The sequence below is a fragment of the Ghiorsea bivora genome, assembly GCF_000744415.1.
Taxonomy (GTDB): Bacteria; Pseudomonadota; Zetaproteobacteria; order Mariprofundales; family Mariprofundaceae; genus Ghiorsea; species Ghiorsea bivora.
The window spans coordinates 200,745-220,354 of the sequence record NZ_JQLW01000009.1 but is presented as its reverse complement, the minus strand read 5'-3'; the positions used below and the strand labels follow the sequence as shown (position 1 = coordinate 220,354).

General features: G+C 43.0%; 18 protein-coding genes, 1 pseudogene and 1 riboswitch. Of the genes and pseudogenes, 10 read left to right on the top strand and 9 right to left on the bottom strand.

Annotated elements, in window-relative coordinates:
• Positions 1–528: 528 nt before the first annotated feature.
• Genes cobA through DM09_RS08270 form a run of 7 tightly spaced genes read right to left on the bottom strand, consistent with a single transcriptional unit; the run spans position 529 to position 5,718 of the window.
• Entirely contained in the window at positions 529–1,284 is a 756-nt protein-coding gene (gene cobA / locus DM09_RS08300; protein WP_081881160.1) for a uroporphyrinogen-III C-methyltransferase, read from the bottom strand.
• Complete coding sequence (locus DM09_RS08295; RefSeq protein ID WP_038249758.1) at positions 1,284–1,931, bottom strand: CbiX/SirB N-terminal domain-containing protein; 648 nt, start codon at positions 1,929–1,931, stop codon at positions 1,284–1,286. The genes cobA and DM09_RS08295 overlap by 1 nt, the downstream gene beginning before the upstream one ends.
• Entirely contained in the window at positions 1,931–2,467 is a 537-nt protein-coding gene (gene cobO, locus DM09_RS08290; protein ID WP_038249756.1) for a cob(I)yrinic acid a,c-diamide adenosyltransferase, read from the bottom strand. Before cobO ends, DM09_RS08295 begins: the two co-directional genes overlap by 1 nt.
• Positions 2,454–3,200: an ABC transporter ATP-binding protein gene (locus tag DM09_RS08285; RefSeq protein ID WP_038249752.1), complete on the bottom strand. Its 747-nt coding sequence runs from the start codon at positions 3,198–3,200 to the stop codon at positions 2,454–2,456. Before DM09_RS08285 ends, cobO begins: the two co-directional genes overlap by 14 nt.
• The gene (locus DM09_RS08280; protein WP_038249750.1) at positions 3,197–4,153 is read right to left on the bottom strand and encodes a FecCD family ABC transporter permease; all 957 of its coding nucleotides are present in this window, start codon (positions 4,151–4,153) and stop codon (positions 3,197–3,199) included. The genes DM09_RS08285 and DM09_RS08280 overlap by 4 nt, the downstream gene beginning before the upstream one ends.
• Positions 4,140–4,949, bottom strand: coding sequence for a helical backbone metal receptor (locus tag DM09_RS08275; RefSeq protein ID WP_232507788.1), 810 nt, complete (start codon positions 4,947–4,949; stop codon positions 4,140–4,142). The genes DM09_RS08280 and DM09_RS08275 overlap by 14 nt, the downstream gene beginning before the upstream one ends.
• Positions 4,933–5,718, bottom strand: a complete 786-nt coding sequence (locus DM09_RS08270; RefSeq protein ID WP_038249748.1) for a zinc ribbon domain-containing protein — start codon at positions 5,716–5,718, stop codon at positions 4,933–4,935. The genes DM09_RS08275 and DM09_RS08270 overlap by 17 nt, the downstream gene beginning before the upstream one ends.
• A 204-nt stretch (positions 5,719–5,922) precedes the next feature.
• Positions 5,923–6,067: riboswitch (cobalamin riboswitch) on the top strand.
• A 213-nt stretch (positions 6,068–6,280) separates the two neighbouring features.
• Here DM09_RS08270 and DM09_RS08265 point away from each other — a divergent pair.
• Positions 6,281–9,019 (top strand): annotated as a pseudogene (locus DM09_RS08265) (ribonucleoside-diphosphate reductase subunit alpha); the annotation flags it as partial.
• 13 nt (positions 9,020–9,032) lie between these two features.
• A complete protein-coding gene (locus DM09_RS08260) occupies positions 9,033–10,145 on the top strand; it encodes a ribonucleotide-diphosphate reductase subunit beta (RefSeq protein WP_038249740.1) in 1,113 nt (370 codons plus the stop codon).
• Between the two features lie 6 nt (positions 10,146–10,151).
• Here the strand turns inward: DM09_RS08260 and DM09_RS08255 are convergent, their stop codons facing one another.
• The gene (locus tag DM09_RS08255; protein WP_038249738.1) at positions 10,152–11,051 is read right to left on the bottom strand and encodes a LysR family transcriptional regulator; all 900 of its coding nucleotides are present in this window, start codon (positions 11,049–11,051) and stop codon (positions 10,152–10,154) included.
• A 91-nt stretch (positions 11,052–11,142) separates the two neighbouring features.
• On the opposite strand from DM09_RS08255, the gene metE reads away from it, so the two are divergent.
• The 7 genes from metE (at position 11,143) to DM09_RS08220 (ending at position 17,676) form a co-directional block, all read left to right on the top strand.
• On the top strand, positions 11,143–13,425 hold the full coding sequence (gene metE / locus DM09_RS08250) for a 5-methyltetrahydropteroyltriglutamate--homocysteine S-methyltransferase (RefSeq protein ID WP_038249736.1): 2,283 nt from the start codon (positions 11,143–11,145) through the stop codon (positions 13,423–13,425).
• A 267-nt stretch (positions 13,426–13,692) separates the two neighbouring features.
• Complete coding sequence (locus DM09_RS08245; protein ID WP_038249733.1) at positions 13,693–14,376, top strand: cell division ATP-binding protein FtsE; 684 nt, start codon at positions 13,693–13,695, stop codon at positions 14,374–14,376.
• Entirely contained in the window at positions 14,373–15,281 is a 909-nt protein-coding gene (locus tag DM09_RS08240) for a cell division protein FtsX (protein ID WP_051938321.1), read from the top strand. Before DM09_RS08245 ends, DM09_RS08240 begins: the two co-directional genes overlap by 4 nt.
• 15 nt (positions 15,282–15,296) lie before the next feature.
• Positions 15,297–15,836: an ATP-dependent protease subunit HslV gene (gene hslV / locus DM09_RS08235; RefSeq protein WP_038249841.1), complete on the top strand. Its 540-nt coding sequence runs from the start codon at positions 15,297–15,299 to the stop codon at positions 15,834–15,836.
• A gap of 15 nt (positions 15,837–15,851) precedes the next feature.
• On the top strand, positions 15,852–16,493 hold the full coding sequence (locus tag DM09_RS11160; protein WP_051938320.1) for a CPBP family intramembrane glutamic endopeptidase: 642 nt from the start codon (positions 15,852–15,854) through the stop codon (positions 16,491–16,493).
• Positions 16,494–16,513: 20 nt separating this feature from the next.
• Positions 16,514–17,134, top strand: a complete 621-nt coding sequence (locus tag DM09_RS08225) for a hypothetical protein (RefSeq protein ID WP_051938319.1) — start codon at positions 16,514–16,516, stop codon at positions 17,132–17,134.
• Positions 17,135–17,145: 11 nt separating this feature from the next.
• Complete coding sequence (locus DM09_RS08220; RefSeq protein WP_157753672.1) at positions 17,146–17,676, top strand: diacylglycerol kinase; 531 nt, start codon at positions 17,146–17,148, stop codon at positions 17,674–17,676.
• Between the two features lie 113 nt (positions 17,677–17,789).
• Here the strand turns inward: DM09_RS08220 and DM09_RS08215 are convergent, their stop codons facing one another.
• A complete protein-coding gene (locus DM09_RS08215) occupies positions 17,790–18,461 on the bottom strand; it encodes a protein-L-isoaspartate O-methyltransferase family protein (protein WP_038249730.1) in 672 nt (223 codons plus the stop codon).
• A gap of 137 nt (positions 18,462–18,598) precedes the next feature.
• Between DM09_RS08215 and DM09_RS08210 the strand changes: the two genes are divergently transcribed.
• Positions 18,599–19,558 (top strand): calcium/sodium antiporter, encoded by a 960-nt coding sequence (locus tag DM09_RS08210; protein ID WP_038249728.1) that lies wholly within the window; start codon positions 18,599–18,601, stop codon positions 19,556–19,558.
• Positions 19,559–19,610 lie beyond the last annotated feature (52 nt).

Genomic DNA, 19,610 nt, shown 5'->3' with positions numbered 1-19,610 from the left:
CTGCAACAACCCTGCAACAACCCTGCAACAACCCTGCAACAACCCTGCAACACGCTCTGTGTTATAATAATCATTTGAGGGGTGTTTACATGGATTGTGGGGCGCTAAGTGATGAAAAGACAGGTAGTGTCAGAATTTTCGGAAAGTTAAAAATGAAGGTGTTGCCCTCATAAATAGCAGATTCACATCGTGTGTGTACACCCATGTTTTGAAAATTGACTGTACTTAAAATTTAGATGTACGGGGGGGTATAAGTTACACTATCATGATAAAGTGATGGTTTTACTTTGGTGAGACTGTAAATTAGATTGTGTATCAGCTTATATTCCCCAAGGAGATAAGCTGATACACAAAACTGTTTACACTCTAGAGATGAACAAAAAATCATTAGTGAATATATTTACCATCAAATACATCACCCTGAAGATACTCATCATGAACGGTTTACAGACGAATAGTTACAAGAGTCATATTTCCAATATGCGAATGTTTAGGTGAATTCAATAATAAAGTCGTGAACCTATCTTTTTAAGCTTTATTTCGCCAATCAATCCGACAATCTACCACATCACCAACCACCACAATCGCAGGTGATTTGGCAATAATTGTTTTAGACTTGGCTTGAGATAATGTGCCAGTATCGCATGTTTCGTCTTGTGTTCCTGCGGAATGAATGATGGCGATGGATGTATTTGCGTTTAATCCTGCATCAATCAAGCGAGTGGCGATTTGGGGTAAATTTTTTGCACCCATATAAAAGACCAATACAGGAAAGGCTTTAACCAATGCTTTCCAATCCATACGGCTGTTTTCACTGGCTTCGTGTCCTGTTAGAAAGGCAAGTGATGCATTTACGGTTCTATCGGTTACAGGGATACCAGCAAGAGCAGGGGCGGCAATGCCTGATGTGATACCAGGGATAATACGGAAAGGGATATTGGCAGCCGCCAAAGCGCGCATTTCTTCACCGCCACGACCAAAAACAAAGGGGTCACCACCTTTAAGACGAACCACACGTTTACCTTGCTTCGCTAACGCAACCAATGTGGCGCAAATATCTTCTTGGCTGGTGGATGGACGTCCACCACGTTTACCCGCACAAATACATTCTGCATTTGCATCTGCCAATGCCAGAATTTCATCCGATACCAAAGCATCATACACAATCACATCGCAATCGGAGATGAGTTTATGTGCAGCAAAGGTCAATAAACTTGCATCGCCAGGCCCTGCGCCCACCAATGCTACTTCACCAGTATTTAAGGGGCTATCCAACTTCTTCATCATGTATCCTTTTCTCTTTGCTTCAAGACACCCTGCTTCAATATATCTGCAACCAAAGCTGCAAAGCCTTCCGTTTCAATCAATGCAGGTTTGATTTCAATGTCCATATCAATGTCTGCTGCCAATGATTTACACATATCTAAGCTATGCCCATCAAACAACAACACAGGCTGCACAATTACTTTTTTGACACCTTGCGCTTTAATGTTTTCCAATACACTGCTGACATTTGGCGTACCATGCAATGCAGACATCGCAGCCATGGAGCAACCCTTGGCTTGTTTATATAATGCAGCAACAAGCTTTTCAAAACCTGTGAATTGATAGACGACAAATAACACATGAATGCGTTTGGATGTTTGCGTAAGTTGCTCGACAAGCAGCTTGGTGATGTCATCGGCCTTTTCTGCAAGTGCTGGCAGTTCACTGGCTTTGGAAGCTTGCATCAGCGCAGGCACATCTTGCCTTAAATGTTTGCCATGCCCCAAAAATAGCGGCAATACGTCTGTATCTTTGGGTAAGATCTTATCGGATAAAAAAGCCACATCAACGTGTTTTTCCAAGATGGATGCGACTTGCCTTGCCAAAGCATTCACTTGCTCTGCATGTTTGGCATGGCTTGAGCCGTGGGCAAGCAGGGTATACATTAAAATTCAATACCTTGCGCAGCTTTGATGCCTTTATCAAAAGCATGTTTGATGGGTTTCATCTCTGTCACCGTGTCGGCATATGCAACCACTTCTTCGGCTGCATTGCGCCCAGTAAACACCAAATGCATCCAATTTGGGCGCTTGGCTTCTAGGAAATCAACAATCTCTTTGCCATCCAACCAGCCATAACCACAGCAATAATTGATTTCATCCAAAACCACCAAATCAAATTCATGGGATGCGATTTTTTCTTGGGCAAATGCCCAAATTTCTTGGGTGGTTTTAATATCTTGTTCAGGATTTTTGGTGTCCCAAGTGAAACCATCACCCATGGCGTGCCACTCAATATTATCAAATTGGGCAGCAGCTTTTTGTTCCCCTGTTTTCCATTGCCCTTTGATAAATTGAATCACACAAACTTTCATGCCCCAACCCGCAGCGCGAAACACCACACCAAATGCAGAAGATGATTTACCTTTGCCTTCGCCTGTGTTGACCACCATCACACCTTGTCTATTTTCACGTTTCTTCATATTTATCACCTTCTATATTATAACTTGGCATAAGGTTGCGCCCAGAACCTTGCAGTTTGACTTTAAAAATAGGTTCAAGCTTATCTGCTGTAAGTAAGTCTTGGGCTTGTCCGACTTGTACACCACCTTTGCCATCCAATATGACCACCATATCTGCCACTGTTGCTGCTTGTTGCAAATCATGCAGCACGGTAAAAATTAAACGACCTTTTTTAGCTTGTTGTTTTATCAGTTTTAGGCAATCCACCTGATGTTTCATATCCAAGTGAGCAGTGGGTTCATCCATCAGCCACACAGGGCAGTCGCGCATCATCAATGCTGCAATTTCCACCCGTTGCCGTTCACCACTGGATAGCTCGCCCAAAGCGCGATGTTTCAGTGGCTCTAGTTCTAGGTAATTCAATGCCTCTGCCAACTTATCTGCTCCATCTGCTGCTGCAAGCTGCAAGCGTTGCTGCACAGTTAAACCAAATTCTGTGGGCGGCAATTCGCCTTGCCATGCCACAAGCCCAGCAAGCTCAGCGTGTGTGCAGTCGGCAATGGGTTTATCATCAAAGCGAATGCTTCCTTTAAAATCAGTGAGCAAACCCGATAAAGCCAATAATAGTGTGGATTTTCCTGCACCATTGGGCCCTAAGACCACCACAACATCTCCCCCTTTGACTTGGATGATCAAATTGGAAATCAACTGTTTGTTGCCGCGTTTAAGGTTTAAATTATGAACTTTAATCATGTGTTCCGCTTTAAAAGAAGCCATAGGAATACAGGTACACCAATCATCGCCGTAAGCACGCCCACAGGCAGCTCGGCTGGGCTAATCACGGTGCGCGCTGCGGTGTCTGCCAACATCAACAATACGCCCCCGCCAAATGCCGAAGCAATCAATACACTTTTGTGCAATGAGCCAAATAATAAACGCATTAAATGCGGCACAACCAAACCGACAAATCCAATCGTGCCTGCTGCAGTCACGGCTATGGCAGTCACGGCTGAGGCAAGCAATAATAAAAAGGTGCGTAATCGTGGCACATTCACCCCAAGTGATGCGGCATGTTTTTCACCCAATAATAACTTATCCAAAGCCAATGAAAGGACTAAACCACAAACCAACGCCAAGACCCAAGTCAATAATAGCGACCAAACAGGCAATGCAGAGTTCGATAAATCACCCATCATCCATGCATAAGCTCTTACCACGCCGCGCTCAGGCAACAATGCAATCAACAGCATTAAAATCGCAGCCCAAAATGCAGCCAAAACCACGCCTGCCAGTAGCAAACGAACCGAGCCCAAATGTGAAAACGAAAGTACAATCGCAATGCCCACCCACGCGCCAATAAATGCGCCCAAAGATACTGCCCAAGTGGTATCGGGCATCCATGCCATCGCAGACACTGCCCCCACTGCTGCACTTCCTGCCACACCCAAAACATAAGGCTCTGCCAAGGGGTTGCCTAAAAGAACTTGAAACCAAGCTCCTGCCAGTGCCAACATGCCACCAACCGCAAATGCAGTGAGCAATCTAGGCGAACGCAGCTCCCAAAGAATGCGTGAATCCATTTCATTACTTGGGTTAAATGGGTTAATCCAGTGTTCGCCCATACCTAACAAGACCCAAGCAATCGTGATGCTTACAGCCAACAGGGTTATCAGTAATAACCAAGGGTTTTCCTTAATGTTTAACATTCAATTGCTCTTGCAGGTATTCCATACCATCCAATAATCGAGGACCTGGTCTATGTACAAGGTCAGGGTTGACTGTAATGACCTGAATATCTTCACCCAACCACTTGTGCCAAAAAGCAGTTCGTTTTTTGAGGTCTCGATTTTCTGAAGGTACAATAATTAGTTGCGGTTTGGCTGCAATTACAGCTTCAACATTTACTCGCGGCGCTTCAAGTGCAACATCGCCAAACACATTAAACAAACCAAGCTGGGTTAATACATCATCAATAAACGTATGTTGCCCTGCGGTTAATAAAGGGTCTGCCCAAATTTCATAAAATACAGGCGTTTTTGTCTGCTGCCTTTGAAGTTTATCTAATCGTTGCTGTAAATCATCAGCCAGTGTTGTGGCTTGTTGCTCATGTCCCGTGCGTTTGCCCAAGCGGCGAATATCGGCAATCACTTCATCCACCTTTTGTGGATAACTTTGCACGATTTTTACACCCAGTGTTTCCAGCAGCTTGATACCTGGTGTTTGTATATTCATCACAATCGCCATCGTCGGTTTTAAAGCCATGGCAGCTTCCACATTAATACGATTGTATGCGCCCACTCTAGGTAGCTTTTTTGCAGCTTCTGGATAATCGCAATAACTTACAGACCCCACCACATCTTGCCCTGCGCCAATGGCATACAATGTTTCGCAGATATGTGGTGCTAGGGCAAGTATACGCTCATTCGCTATCGCAGAGGTTGTGGTGAGCAACCAAGTTACAAAGAAAAAACTATAGGTAAAAAAATTATAGTTTTTGCGCACTTTTTCTCTGAGAGGGCACAGCATGAAGTAATATATATTGTGTGGTTTGCGGGGCTTCTTCAATCAACAGTAAAAAACCGCGCGTGGATAACATGGGTACAGGGGTTTTATCAACAGGTGGTGACATAAAAGGTACCTTTTGCAAGGTTTCTAAGTCCGCTGGTTCAGTGATGGGGGATACCATTTCAATATTTTGACCAATTTGGGTGACAAAAGTGATTTTGATTTCAGGTGGGGGTAGGGCGGTGCCCACAAGGTTTTGTACTTGCCCTTCAATCACCAACGCCAAGCTACCATCTTTGCGTTTGAGCCATTGGCTTTGTACTGTATTAGCGATGATTTTCCAGTCTCTATCCAAGATGGGGGCATCTTGGTTGGTTTCTATGCTTACAGCACGGGCAATACTATTGAACTTCCAATGTTCCCATTGCACTGCAATGCCCGTAAATATTAAAGCTGAGAGAATGAGAATCATCCATAACCAAATGTATTCTTTTTTGCCGCCCATACCTGCTTGAATGAGGTCTTTTACGCCAAAGGTAGGGGCGTGTTCCTCTTGTTTTTTAAAGACCCCTGCCGTTTTATTGCCTTCAGCGATTTTGTTGCCATATGTATCAAATTCAGTATTGCAGCGATGGCATACCAAAATGGCATTTTTAATAATCGCACCTACTTGATAAGCAGCATGGCATTCAGGACAAACTATACGCATAGGCGAACTCTGACAAAGTTTAACCAGCTTGCCTAGGGAAGGTCTGAATAAAAGCATAAATTCGCACCTTGTGCCCGAAATGTCCAAACTCTGCGTTGCAAATCTTCGCAATAGACCTGTGATTACGGGCGATTTACGCCTTGATTTTGAATATTTCGAATCACAGTCTGCTTCATTGATCAGGCCTTCCTTAGCAAGTGGGGTCTTTCTCCCATTGATAGATGCAGGATGTAGGGCTTGATTTATAAAGTGTGTACCATATATTGCGCCATGTTATTTGGTTAAGCACTATATCATGTGTTTATATGTTTCATAAAGGGAATCTGGTGTAAATCCAGAACTGTCGCGCAACGGTAATAAGGCATAAGCCTTAAAGTCCGATACCTGCCAAATGATGCGCTGATTGAATCAGCATTGTATCCCAACCTCGCGTCAAGGTTCAGGGTGGTAGTAAAAATGGGTTTCCTCCTTTTTTCTTTTATTGCTGTTCTTCCTTTTTCGCCTGTTGGATGAAAAAAGAGGGAGAACCTGTATGCAAAATGAAATCGTTATATTATCTGAGGCTCAACAGCCCGTATTGACACCAAATCAAGCATCTAGTGATAGCTTTGACTGCTTGGTGATGCGCCGCAATGGTAAAGTTACACCTTTTAACCAAAGTAAAATTATGGTGGCGATTACCAAGGCATTTTTAGCTGTAGAAGGTAGTGCTGCGGCAGCGTCTGCACGTGTGCATGAAAATGTAGAAAAATTAACCGTTCAGGTGGTTAAAGTATTGTTACGTCGCCTGCCTGAAAACAGCACCATTCATATTGAAGATATTCAAGACCAAGTGGAGCTAGCCTTGATGCGGGAAGGGCATCATAAGGTGGCACGCGCCTATGTGTTATATCGTGCTGCACGGGCAGAGGAGCGTGAAACCAAACAAACAGAAGACGTGGGTGCAAAGGATAAGACGCTACATATAACAACTGAAGATGGTGTGCGTAAACCTTTGGACATGCAACGCTTGCAAACCCTTTTGGATGAAGCGACACATGATTTAGAAGGCGCAAACCAACAAGCTTTGCAGCAAGCCATTGAGCGCAACTTATTTGATGGCATGAAAGAAGCTGATTACCGCTTGGCATTGGTGATGAGTGCCAGAGCCATGATTGAGCAAGACCCCGCATACAGCGAAGTGGCTGCGCGTATTCTTTTGGATAATGCACGTTATGAAGCATTAAGTTTTATTGAAAACATGCCAACATATGCATCACAACAAGACATGCAAAGCCGGTATGCTGAGTATTTTCCTGCCTATATTCATAAAGCCGTAGAACTTGAACTCTTGGATGAGGAATTAACCCGCTATGATTTGCAAGCTTTGGGGCAGACACTTCAGGCAGATAAAGACCACACATTCAACTACTTGGGTTTGCAAACCTTATATGACCGCTACTTTGTACATTCAGGCAGCATTCGTTTTGAATTGCCACAAGCCTTTTTTATGCGTGTTGCTATGGGTTTAGCCATCAATGAAGTGGATAGAGAAGAACGCGCCATTGAGTTTTACAACTTATTATCGTCCTTTGATTTTATGAGTAGTACCCCGACCTTGTTTAACTCAGGCACATTACGCCCGCAAATGTCATCCTGTTATTTGACCACGGTACCCGATGCTTTGGATGGCATTTATGATGCACTCAAAGATAATGCCTTGTTATCCAAGTATGCGGGTGGCTTGGGCAATGATTGGACATCAGTACGTGGTTTGGGTGCTTATATTAAGGGTACAAATGGAGCATCACAGGGGGTGATTCCTTTCCTTAAAGTTGCCAATGATACGGCAGTTGCAGTCAATCAAGGTGGTAAACGCAAGGGAGCTGTGTGTGCTTATCTGGAAACATGGCATATTGATGTGGAAGACTTCTTGGATTTAAGGAAAAATACAGGTGATGAACGTCGCCGTGCCCATGATATGAATTCAGCCAACTGGATTCCTGATTTGTTCATGAAACGCGTTGCCAATGAAGAAATGTGGACACTCTTTTCTCCTGAAGAAGTACCCGATTTGCATAGTTTGACGGGTAAAGCTTTTGAAGCAGCATATAAGGCTTATGAAGCCAAGGCGGCGCGTGGTGAATTGCGTATTCACAAAGAAGTCTCTGCCTTGGAATTGTGGCGTAAGATGTTGGGTATGTTGTTTGAAACAGGGCATCCTTGGGTCACCTTCAAAGACCCGTGTAATATTCGTTATACCAATCAACATATGGGTGTGGTCAATTCATCCAACCTTTGCACGGAAATCACGCTGCATACCAATGCCTCTGAAATTGCGGTATGTAACCTTGGCTCGGTGAATCTTGCCCAACATGTGAATGTTGATGGCACAGGTTTGGATGAAGATAAACTGAAAAAAACGATTACCACAGCCATGCGTATGTTGGATAATGTGATTGATTATAACTTTTACAGTGTGCCGCAAGCACGGAAATCGAACTTGCGGCATAGACCTGTAGGCATGGGCATTATGGGTTTTACAGATACCTTGCATCAGCTAAACCTTGCTTATGCCTCAGAAGAAGCAGTGGAATTTGCTGACCGCTGTATGGAAGTGGTAAGTTATCATGCGATTCAAGCTTCCAGTGATTTGGCAGCAGAGCGTGGTCGTTATGCCAGCTTTGAAGGCTCACTTTGGAGTAAAGGCATTTTGCCTATTGATTCGATGGCACTGCTTAAAGAAGAACGTGGTGAGCAATATTTACAAGTGGATGAATCAACCACCAAAGATTGGGATAGTCTTCGCCAAAAAGTGCAGCAACAGGGCATGCGTAATTCTAATGTGCTTGCCATTGCACCCACGGCAACCATTGCCAATATTTGTGGCGTATCGCAAAGCATTGAGCCCAGCTATCAGAATTTGTATGTAAAATCGAATTTATCAGGTGAGTTTGTGGTGATGAATAATTATCTTGCGGATGACCTCAAAGCCTTGGGTTTGTGGGATGAAGTGATGATCAATGATTTGAAATATTATGATGGTTCGGTGCAAGCCATGGAGCGTGTGCCTGAGCATATCAAAGCCAAATATGCCACGGCTTTTGAAATTGATTCACGTTGGTTGATTGAAGCGGCTTCCCGTCGTCAGAAATGGATAGACCAAGCGCAAAGCCTGAATCTTTATATGGCAGAACCATCGGGTAAGAAGTTGGATAACCTTTATAAACTGGCATGGGTACGCGGCTTGAAAACCACTTATTACCTTCGTTCTATGGGTGCATCCCATGTTGAGAAAAGTACAGACAGTATCACACAGGTGGATGATGAGCCGAAAGTTTGCTCTATCCTCGATCCTGATTGTGAAGCGTGTCAATAAAGGGGGTATGACGATGTTAAATTGGGATAACCCACTTGATACAAATAGCCATAAAAGCAAGGTTGCACCTGCGGTTCAAAACAGTTCACCTGAAGCCAGTGTGGAAGATATACCACAGCAAGATTTACAACCCATTCGCCCAGAAGATAAGCGGGTGATTGGTGGCATGAGTGATATTAATCAGCTTGCGCCTTTTCGTTACCCTTGGGCATGGCAGTATTTTTTAAATGCCAATAAAAATCATTGGACACCTTTGGACATCAATATGAACCAAGATGTGCATGATTATCATCATAAACTAACGCTGGAAGAAAAACATGTGTATGAAAATGTACTCGCGTATTTGACCACATCCGATATTTTGGCGATGCGTAATATAGGGCTTGCGGTGATGGAGAAAATGACAGCACCTGAGCTACAAATTTACCAAGCGCGCCAAGTTTATGAAGAAGCATTGCATACTTGGACATACCAACATTGTATTGAATCCATTGGCATCGACCAAAGCGAAATTTATAACCGTTATCGCGTTGTACCTGCGATTAATCACAAAATTCAGATTGCGAATAAACGTATGAGTTCGGTGTTGCGTTCAGATATTGATTTTACGGACAGGGATGAGTTGCATAATTTTGTGCTTTCTTACCTTTTCTTTGCGGCTGTGTTTGAAGGAAGCTGGTTTTACAATGGTTTTTCACCCATTTTTTCATTGCAACGTCGTGGTTTGATGAAGGGTACTGCTGAGCAATTGCAATATATTATGCGTGATGAAGTGATGCATGCGGGTTTTGGTATTCGTGTGGTACGCCAAATTATGCGCGAAGAAAACCTTGAGTTGGATAAAGATATGGTGCGTGAAATGTGGTTAGAGGCAGAAGAAGCTGAGTTGGGTTATGCTAAGTTTTTATTGCCTGAGCCAATTCTGGGTTATTGCGCTGAAGACCATATCAATCAGTTTCGTTTTATTGCCAATCGGCGTGCCAAGCAGTTGGATATGGAGCAACCCTTTCCCAATGCAACCAATGCTTTGCCGTGGTTGGATGAACAAGCCAACCTCAAGAAAGAGAAAAACTTCTTTGAAACACGAGTCACGGAATATCAAACGGGAGGCGGTTTAACTTGGTGACACCACTTATTCATGCCGCTGAATCGCTTGCGAAGCCAATGCAATAAAGCTTTGGACAAAGGGTAACTTTTGGTCTGAATGACGCACGGCTGCATAAAGCATGCCGTGTAACCCTTGCTCACCAAGAGGGCATGAATGTATGCGCCCTGATTGCATAGGTTCATGCAATACCCAATCAGGAAGAACTGCTACACCTCGTTTGCTCGCAACCAATTGTAACATCATTGCCGTCAATTCAGCGCTGCGAACGGCAAATGGTTCAATGCCAGCAGGTGTAAGAAAGTGTTTGAATATGTCCAGCTTGTCGCGCGGAACAGGATAGGTAATGAGTGTTTCACCCACGAGGTCAGAAGGTTGAATATAAGGTTTTGTTGCTAATATATGATCTGGCGAGACGGCTAATCTGCCTTCATATGGAAACAAGGGTTCAAAGGTAATCCCTTTCGCTTTCACAGGGTCAGAGCTGATAACCAAGTCTATTTCACCTTGTGATAAAGGTGGTATAGCATCAAAACTCATGCCCATGCGTAAGTCAACTTCAATGTCTGGCCATTGCTTGCGGTATATATCCAATGTACCAATTAACCATTCAAAGCAGGCATGACACTCAATGGTGATGTGCAATCGCCCTAGTTCGCCACCCGCTATACGTGATAGTTCGTATTCAGTTTGAATAATTTCGGGTAAAACATTTTTTGCCAAATCAACCAAACGTTGCCCTGCGATGGTTAAACGAAGTGGTTTACAGCCGCGTAAAAAAAGCTTTGTATTAAAGTGAGATTCAAGTGATTTGATTTGGTGTGATAATGCAGATTGTGTAACATAAAGTTGCTCTGCCGCATGAGCTAATGAAGGACTTTGGGCAATGATTTGCAGGCTGCGAAGGTGTCTGGTTTCGATAAACATGAATTATCCTCATAATAATTATTATTTTCATGAACTTGATTGAATCCTCTGATATAAACATGTTTCGTGCAACATATTTCGGAGGCACGACATGGCAACAACACATAACCTTGGTTTCCCACGCATTGGGGAACAGCGCTCATTAAAAATTGCATTAGAACAATACTGGAATGGCTCAATGACTGAGCATAAGTTATTACAAACAGGTAAAAACTTGCGAAAAAACCACTGGAAAATACAAAGGGATGCAGGTATTAATTATTTACCCGTTGGCGACTTTTCATGGTATGACCATGTGCTTGATACATCTGTGATGCTGGGGGTAGTTCCAGAACGTTTTGCTTGGGATGGTGGCGAAGTTGATTTGAACACCTACTTTAGAATGGCGCGGGGCAGAGCGCCATCAGGAGAAAGCGTTGCAGCATGTGAAATGACCAAATGGTTTGATACGAATTACCATTATATTGTTCCTGAATTTGCTAAAAACCAAACGTTTTCACTTTCATCGAATAAGCTGTTTGATGAAGTTGCCGAAGCCCAAGCCTTGCAACTTAATGCCAAGGCAGTGGTGTTGGGGCCATTAAGCTATCTTTGGTTGGGTAAGGTGAAAGGTGAGCCTTTTGATAAACTTGAATTGTTGGAACGAATTATTCCTATATACCAAACAATATTTAGCCGTTTGAAAGCACAGGGTATCAGTTGGGTGCAAGTGGATGAACCCATCTTGGGTTTGGATTTAGATTCATCATGGCAACAGGCATTTGTCCAGTGTTATCAACAGTTAGCCACTGATCGCCCCAAGCTTTTACTGACCACCTACTTCCATGAACTAAGGGGTAACCTTGCATGGGCATGTCAGCTTGAGATAGATGGACTGCATATTGATGGTATACGCGCAGCCAAGGAGGTGGAGCAGGTAGCAACAGCGTTACCAGAAGACTGTGTCCTTTCGCTAGGATGTGTGGATGGAAGAAACATATGGCGCACTGATTTACAGCAAACATTAGAAACCCTTCAACCCTTGAAAGATAAGCTTGGGGAACGTCTATGGTTGGCACCATCATGCTCGTTGCTGCATGTTCCCATGGATATTGAATGGGAAACGGCACTTGATCCTGAAATTAAGTCATGGTTGGCATTTGCCAAACAAAAACTGGGTGAACTCTCCGTATTGCAACGTGCCTTAAATCAAGGGGAAACAAGCGTTAGCAATCATTTGCAGCAATCCACCGATGCTTGTACACGGCGAAAGAAATCAAGCAAGGTGCACCGTTTAAGCGTTCAAAAGCGTTTGAGTCGTATGAGTAAGGCAGTGCAGAAGCGCCAAAGTCCTTATGACAAACGTGTTAAACTCCAGCATGAATGGTTAAAGCTTCCTTGCTTCCCAACAACAAGCATTGGCTCATTTCCGCAAACAACTGAAATACGTCAACAACGAAGAGCTTTTAAAAAAGGTGCTTTAGACGCTGAGACTTATCGTGTGTACATGCAGAAGGAAATTGAAAAAGTCATACGTTTTCAAGAAAACATAGGTTTAGATGTATTGGTACATGGTGAACCTGAACGCAATGATATGGTAGAATACTTTGGTGAGCAGCTTGATGGTTTTGCTTTCACGCAACATGGATGGGTTCAATCTTATGGTTCTCGCTGTGTGAAACCTCCTATTATTTATGGTGATGTTGCTCGCCCTGCGGCAATGACAGTAGAATGGAGTACATATGCTCAGTCATTAACCGATAAACCTGTGAAAGGCATGTTGACGGGACCTGTGACTATCCTGAACTGGTCGTTTGTTCGCGATGATCAGCCACGAAGCGATACCTGCTTACAAATTGCTTTGGCATTGCAAGATGAAGTTTTGGATTTGGAAAAAGCAGGGGTTCGTATTATTCAAGTGGATGAAGCAGCTTTGCGTGAAGGTTTACCATTGCGAAAATCCGATTGGGATGACTACCTTGCGTGGGCGGTCAAAGCATTTCGAGTCACCGTTTCGGCAGTGAAAGATAACACACAGATTCATACCCATATGTGTTATTCTAATTTTAATGATATTATAACATCAATTGCAGCTATGGATGCAGATGTGATTACCATTGAAACATCACGTTCTGACATGGAGCTTTTGGATGTGTTTAAGTCATTTGCATACCCCAATGAAATTGGTCCAGGGGTATATGATATTCATTCTCCCAATATTCCTACCAAGGAACAAATCGTTTTGTTAATCCGGAAAGCTGCTGAGCGTATTCCTGCCACGCGTCTTTGGGTGAATCCTGACTGTGGTTTAAAAACGAGAGGTTGGAGTGAAGTTGAGCAGGCATTGACCGTAATGGTAGAAGCCGCTGTATTGTTAAGACAAGAATTTGCATAAGATTTTCTACTGTACAATGCAGAGATAGGTTCATATTTATGTGAATAATAAGAGGTGTCGATTGGTCGGCACCTTTTTTTATTATTGTTTGTTGGTCAACGTAAGTTTTTGGTAGTTATATCGAAAGTTATGAAGCATAAAATATTCTCTTAAAAATGCAGATGATGTGTGATGGTCTGGTAAGGTTTTACTTGAGTCTGTATGAGGCTGTAGGGATGTTATGAATCACCTACTGACAGCATCACTTTGTGCAGCTACGCTTAGCCCATGAGCCAAGAAGAAACAATCATACATATGAGTAATTTGATGATGCGGTACAAGACGGGGAAAGTTGCGCTATCGGGATTAAATATGGATATTCCACAAGGAAGTTTTGTTTATCTTGTGGGTGAGAGTGGGGCAGGTAAGTCCACTTTATTACGCATGTTGTATGGTGGTCTTCGCCCAACATCTGGGCAGTTGGAAGTGCAAGGTACGAGTATTCGAGGGGCATCCGATGCGCAGATTCGTGAGCTTAGGCAACGTATTGGTATTATTTTTCAGGGTAATAGGTTGTTGAATGCGCGCACCGTGTTTGAAAATGTGGCGATGCCGCTGCGGGTGCAAGGTTGGGATGCAGAGCGTTTGTTGCCGCGTGTGAGAAAGGTGCTTTCTTTTGTGGGTTTGGAAGATCGATTATGGTCTTATCCTGAAACGCTTTCCGGCGGTGAGCAACAGCGGGTGGCGATTGCTAGAGCTATGCTTGCTAATCCTCCCATGATTTTAGCTGATGAACCAACAGGTAACCTAGATGATGATACTGCACGTCATGTGTTGGATTTACTCATGGCGCTCAACAAGTTGGGGACAACAGTATTGATGGCAACCCATGATTTGCATTTATTAACTTCACACCCTGGGCTGGTGATGCAATTGCACCAAGGGGCATTGATGACGGGGCAATCATCATGAGTAAAGCCGTGAAAAAAAATAAAACCAAGAAAAAAGAGCCGCAACATAAAACATCCATGCGTTTACCGGGTGGCTGGCAATTGCCTCCTTTGGGTATTCATCAAGTTTTGGCGTTGGTGATTGTGGCGGTGGCATTGTGGTCTGTTGGTCTGGTATGGTTAGCATTGCAAGGTGGGCAACAGTGGGTGGGATCCTGGCAGCAAGATATTCAGGTGCATGTATATGTAGAGCAGGAAAATAAAAAACAAATCAACTCTTTGCAAGAACACTTGAAAGAAATTACGGGTGTTGAAGATGTGCGTTTGGTTGCCAAAGAAGAAGCTGAGGCATGGATGGAAAAGTGGTTGGGTGGTAGTGACTTGGATGCCAGTAGCTTTACCAAACATTTACCAGAAAGCTTTGAAGTTACTTTAACGGAGCCTAGAGAAGCAGGGGTATTGCAGCGTATAAAACAAGTTGCAGAAGAATACTATGGTCAAGTCAATGATGATGAGCTGGAGTTGGTAGAAGCGGGTGATATTTTAGGTACAATTGAAAATTTAGCTTGGTTTGCGACTATTGTTTTGGGCTTGGCGATGGCGTTGATTGTGTCCAATACACTACGTATGATTTTATTGGCAAGAGCCGATGAGGTGCATTTGATGCGTTTGATGGGTGCCAAGGAATGGTTTGTACGCCTTCCTTTTGTTTTGGAAGGTTTGTTGCTTGGTGCAGGCGCAGGTTTTTTTGCATGGCTACTGATATGGCCGCTGTTATGGTTTACCGCAGATTGGCAATTGAGTTTGGCTATTGATTTAAGTGGTTGGGCAATGTTCTTACCACTGGTGTTGGGTGGTGCTGTGGTGGGTTGTATGGGTGCGCTGATTGCGACAGCTAATATTGTATCTCCAGAAAGTGAGGCTTAGGTAATTGATATGACAATGGAAACTTGGAAAGCAACAACGATTTGCTGTGTGCGTAAAGGTGATGACGTTGCCATTGCAGGTGATGGGCAAGTATCTTTGGGTGATACGGTGATTAAACATGGTGCTAAAAAGGTACGGTCGATTCGCGATGGTAGTATTTTAACAGGTTTTGCAGGTTCAACTGCCGATGCCATGAACTTATTTGAAAAGTTTGAAGCCAAGCTGGATGAACATGGTGCTAACTTAACGCGTGCGGCAGTGGCTTTGGCTAAAGATTGGCGCACCGACCGAGTGTTACGCAAGCTTGAAGCGATGATGATTGTTGCAGATAAAGAACGTACTTTAATTATTTCGGGTAATGGTGATGTGTTAGAGCCTGATGAAGGTGTAGCTGCAATTGGTTCAGGCGGTTCTTATGCAAGGGCTGCAGCAACAGCTTTGGTACGTAAGAGTGATTTGGATGCTGAAGCTTGTGTGCGTGAAGCGATGAAGGTGGCTGGCGATATTTGTATTTATACCAATGATCATGTGACGGTTGAAGTTTTAGGCGCATAACAGTACTTGTTTCCCATGATGTTAAAACATAGACCTTTTCCTTTGCTGCCCTATCGATTTTTATTATGGGGGTTGGTCTCTTATATTGTTATTGAAACACTGGGTGTTTTAGTTTTGCAATATGTGGATGGTTTTCAAGAACAAACAGTGATTGTATTGATGCGGCTATTGGAGTTGGTAGCGTTTATTATTTTTATTCGTCAGTTTAACGTGTTGTCAAACTTGGGTTTACAAATGCCTAAGCAGTATGCTTTGTTGGTTTTTCTTAAGTTTGCAGCAGTTTGTAGTTTAGGGGCAGCTTTGTTGTATGCATTGCAACCTGTATGGTTTGTTTATATTGCATTGCCTGCATGGTTGCATGGGATAACGGGGTTATTATTGATGGTGGTGCTTGCACCTATTGTTGAAGAGTTAATATTTCGAGGGTTACTTTATAGGATGTTGCGGGAGCGATGGGGTGTATGGCTTTCTGTGACTGTAAGCGCAGCTTTCTTTTCTTTGATTCATCATGGTATGCTTCTTTCCCCGCAGCTGATTGGTGGTATTATTTTTGCACTAGCTTATGAATGGAGCAGGTCACTGTGGGTAAGTATAGGTTTACACATGGGTGCAAATGCTGCGGTTTATGTGTTGGTTGTGTTAGGCTTAGCCGCCTAAGTTAAAAGGAGTGATAAGCGATGGGTAAAAAGATGTTTTGGCTATTGATGGTAGCGGTTGTTGTTTTTGGTGTATTGGCTGCAACACGTAGTATTTGGCAAGACCCTGCTGAGCAAACATGGATGAAAAGCGTTATTCCTAAGGTTAATATTTTGCCTAAAGAAAAAAGTGAGGCTTATGCACAAGCATGTGCATCTTGTCATATGTTATACGCCCCAAGTATGTTGCCTGCTCGCTCTTGGAAACAAATGATGTTGGAGTTAGATAATCACTTTGGTGATAATGCAGAGCTTGAAAGCTCGGTTCGAGAAGAGGTTTCTGCATATCTACAGCGTAATGCAGCAGATAAAGTGGAAAATATTTATGCTCAGCCTATGTTGAACTTATTAAAAGATGATGAGACACCACAACGCATTAGTGATACCGCATATTTTAAACTTGTACATGATATTGTACGTCCAGAAATGGTGAGTGGTAACCCTGATGTAAAATCGGTTGCGCGGTGTGAGATTTGTCATTATGAAGCAATGGATGGACGCTTCAGTCGTTTTTCTGTTCGTATTCCTAACTATTATAAAGAAGGAACTTGGCACAAGGTAAGAGAAAAAAGCAGTGAAAGTGGGAAGGCGGTGCAACAATGATGATTGCGGGTATGAAAAAAGTAGTTGGTTTATTGGTATTATGTGTTTGGGCAACTACGGCAAGTGCAGTGAGTATTGCAAGGGTGGAAGTAGCACCACTTGAGACCAGCAAGGCATACCAACAAGCATGTGCAGCATGTCATATGTTATATGCACCAAGTATGTTGCCAGCGCGTTCTTGGGAAAAAATCATGTCCAATTTAAACAATCACTTTGATGATAATGCAGAAGTGACTGCTGCGGTGAATGCGGAAGTAACTGCATATTTGAAACGTAATGCTGCGGAAAATGATGAGCGTAGATACGCAAAATCCATGTTGGGATTATTAAAAGATGGTGAAACACCAGACTATATCAGTGATACCAAATATTTTAAGCTGATGCATGATGCTGTGAAACCCAAAATGGTGTTAGGTAATCCTGATGTGCGTTCTTTTGCGCGTTGTGAAGCCTGTCATAGTCAAGCCCAAGAAGGGAAGTTTAATAGTATTGAAGCTAGAATCCCTAATTATTTCAGAAAAGCTGGGCGTTTTGTACATTAAACCTTTTGGCTAATTTTGCGTTAGATGTGTTGCTTTGAAAATGTAAAAGGCACGCAACAAAATTTATTGTTGCGTGCCTTTTTAATGCAGTGTTTTTTCTTAGGTGGCGATGTTTAAAAGATAAACTCGCGTTCTTTTGCTATGCCTTCCATAGGCAATAGTCGAGTTTCAGTGATGCCAGTTTTAATGTCCATGCCATTGATGAATTGATGAAGCTCTAGGGTAACAATATCTTTGCCAATAAAAGCAATAAGTTGCCCATTTTCTTTAAGTAATGCTTGGATATGGTTGGGGATGGTTTCTAGGGCTGCGCCGAGTACAATGACATCAAAGTCTTTGCCAATATTGGCAGCTTCTAAGGCAGCTTCATCCATAGCATTCACATGGACAACTTTAACATTATCAGCACCATTTTCTTCTAGGTTTTTCTTGGCTAGATTGACCAACTCTTCATGAATTTCACAGCTGACCACTTCACTGGCTTGTAGGGCTAATAAATGCGTGAGGTAACCTGTGCCTGTGCCAATTTCTAGTACACGTTCAGTGCCTTTGAGAGCAATAGCTTGTAAAATTTGGGCTTCTTGTAAAGGCGTTAACATCTCTTGATTGCAGGGTAACGGCACAGAGCCTTCCATGTATGCAAGGCTAACCACATGTTCAGGAACAAACTTTTCGCGGGGTGAATTTACAAGCATATCAATAAGCTCAGGGTTCAAAACTTTACAACAGCGAATTTGATATTCGACCATATTGCGACGTGCTGAGTGAAGTGTAGCTGCATCCATTCTGTTAAAACCTCCCAAGGCTGAAAGGGGAAGCATGCAGGATGAAAGGCGATGATTCAAGTTCAACTTTTTATTGGGTTCGCAATTTAAGCCTAGATGGTTAAGATGCGTGCTTTGTAAATGAAAGGAGAGTGTGCATGCTGACTGCCAGTATCGTGATTATTGTTGGTCTTGTATTGTTGGTGTGGAGTGCCGATCGTTTTGTGGAAGGAGCATCGGGTATTGCAAAAAACTTTCAAGTATCGCCACTAGTGATTGGTTTAACAATTGTAAGTTTATGTACTTCGCTTCCTGAAATGATAGTGGCAGGTATTGCGGCAATGGAAGGCAACAATAACCTAGGTATTGGTAACGCCATTGGCTCAAATATTGCAAATATCGGCTTGGTGTTGGGTGTAACTGCGCTGATTGCACCGCTTGCGATACAGTCGCATATTTTAAAACGCGAAATTCCTGTTTTGTTTTTAATCATGTTTTTAGCCTTGGTATTATTTTGGGATGGCGAGTTAAGTCAGGTTGACGGCATCATACTCTCTCTTGGTTTGTTTGGTTTTGTTTTTTGGCTGTATAAAATTGGTATGAAAGAACGAGATGCGGTGCTGGAAGCTGAATTTCAAGGTGTTATTCCTGAAAATATGGATATGAAAACATCGGTGATGTGGTTAATCATTGGTTTGCTTGTACTGATTGCGAGTTCACGAATGATGGTTTGGGGCGCAGTGGAGATTGCTACCATGCTTGGCGTGAGTGACTTGGTGATTGGTTTAACCATTATTGCGATTGGTACAAGTTTACCTGAGTTGGTGGCATCGATTGCCAGTGTACTTAAAAATGAGGCAGAATTAGCCGTTGGTAATATTATTGGCTCCAATATGTTTAATATTCTTGCCGTTTTAATGATGCCTGCATTGCTTAGCCCGGGTAAATTTGATGCACCGATTTTAGAAAGGGATATTCCTATTATGTTTGCATTTACGGTTGTTTTGTTTTTGATGGCATATGGGTATAAAAGGGCAGGGCGGATTACCCGTTGGGAAGGCGGTATTTTGCTTTCCAGCTTCTCGGGATACCTGTATTTATTATACCTTCAAAGTTAAAGTGATTTTTTAATAGATTCTTAATTATTAGGGGTTATGTTTCGCAGTATTG

Coding starts and splice junctions, on each gene's coding strand:
- DM09_RS08215 (WP_038249730.1), bottom strand. CDS start 18,461: ATGGATGCAGCTACACTTCACTCAGCACGTCGCAATATGGTCGAATAT.
- DM09_RS08220 (WP_157753672.1), top strand. CDS start 17,146: ATGAAAAAAGTAGTTGGTTTATTGGTATTATGTGTTTGGGCAACTACG.
- DM09_RS08270 (WP_038249748.1), bottom strand. CDS start 5,718: ATGCTTTTATTCAGACCTTCCCTAGGCAAGCTGGTTAAACTTTGTCAG.
- DM09_RS11160 (WP_051938320.1), top strand. CDS start 15,852: ATGATGTTAAAACATAGACCTTTTCCTTTGCTGCCCTATCGATTTTTA.
- DM09_RS08245 (WP_038249733.1), top strand. CDS start 13,693: ATGAGCCAAGAAGAAACAATCATACATATGAGTAATTTGATGATGCGG.
- cobO (WP_038249756.1), bottom strand. CDS start 2,467: ATGAAGAAACGTGAAAATAGACAAGGTGTGATGGTGGTCAACACAGGC.
- DM09_RS08285 (WP_038249752.1), bottom strand. CDS start 3,200: ATGATTAAAGTTCATAATTTAAACCTTAAACGCGGCAACAAACAGTTG.
- DM09_RS08225 (WP_051938319.1), top strand. CDS start 16,514: ATGGGTAAAAAGATGTTTTGGCTATTGATGGTAGCGGTTGTTGTTTTT.
- cobA (WP_081881160.1), bottom strand. CDS start 1,284: ATGAAGAAGTTGGATAGCCCCTTAAATACTGGTGAAGTAGCATTGGTG.
- hslV (WP_038249841.1), top strand. CDS start 15,297: ATGGAAACTTGGAAAGCAACAACGATTTGCTGTGTGCGTAAAGGTGAT.
- DM09_RS08295 (WP_038249758.1), bottom strand. CDS start 1,931: ATGTATACCCTGCTTGCCCACGGCTCAAGCCATGCCAAACATGCAGAG.
- DM09_RS08280 (WP_038249750.1), bottom strand. CDS start 4,153: ATGTTAAACATTAAGGAAAACCCTTGGTTATTACTGATAACCCTGTTG.
- metE (WP_038249736.1), top strand. CDS start 11,143: ATGGCAACAACACATAACCTTGGTTTCCCACGCATTGGGGAACAGCGC.
- DM09_RS08255 (WP_038249738.1), bottom strand. CDS start 11,051: ATGTTTATCGAAACCAGACACCTTCGCAGCCTGCAAATCATTGCCCAA.
- DM09_RS08240 (WP_051938321.1), top strand. CDS start 14,373: ATGAGTAAAGCCGTGAAAAAAAATAAAACCAAGAAAAAAGAGCCGCAA.
- DM09_RS08210 (WP_038249728.1), top strand. CDS start 18,599: ATGCTGACTGCCAGTATCGTGATTATTGTTGGTCTTGTATTGTTGGTG.
- DM09_RS08260 (WP_038249740.1), top strand. CDS start 9,033: ATGTTAAATTGGGATAACCCACTTGATACAAATAGCCATAAAAGCAAG.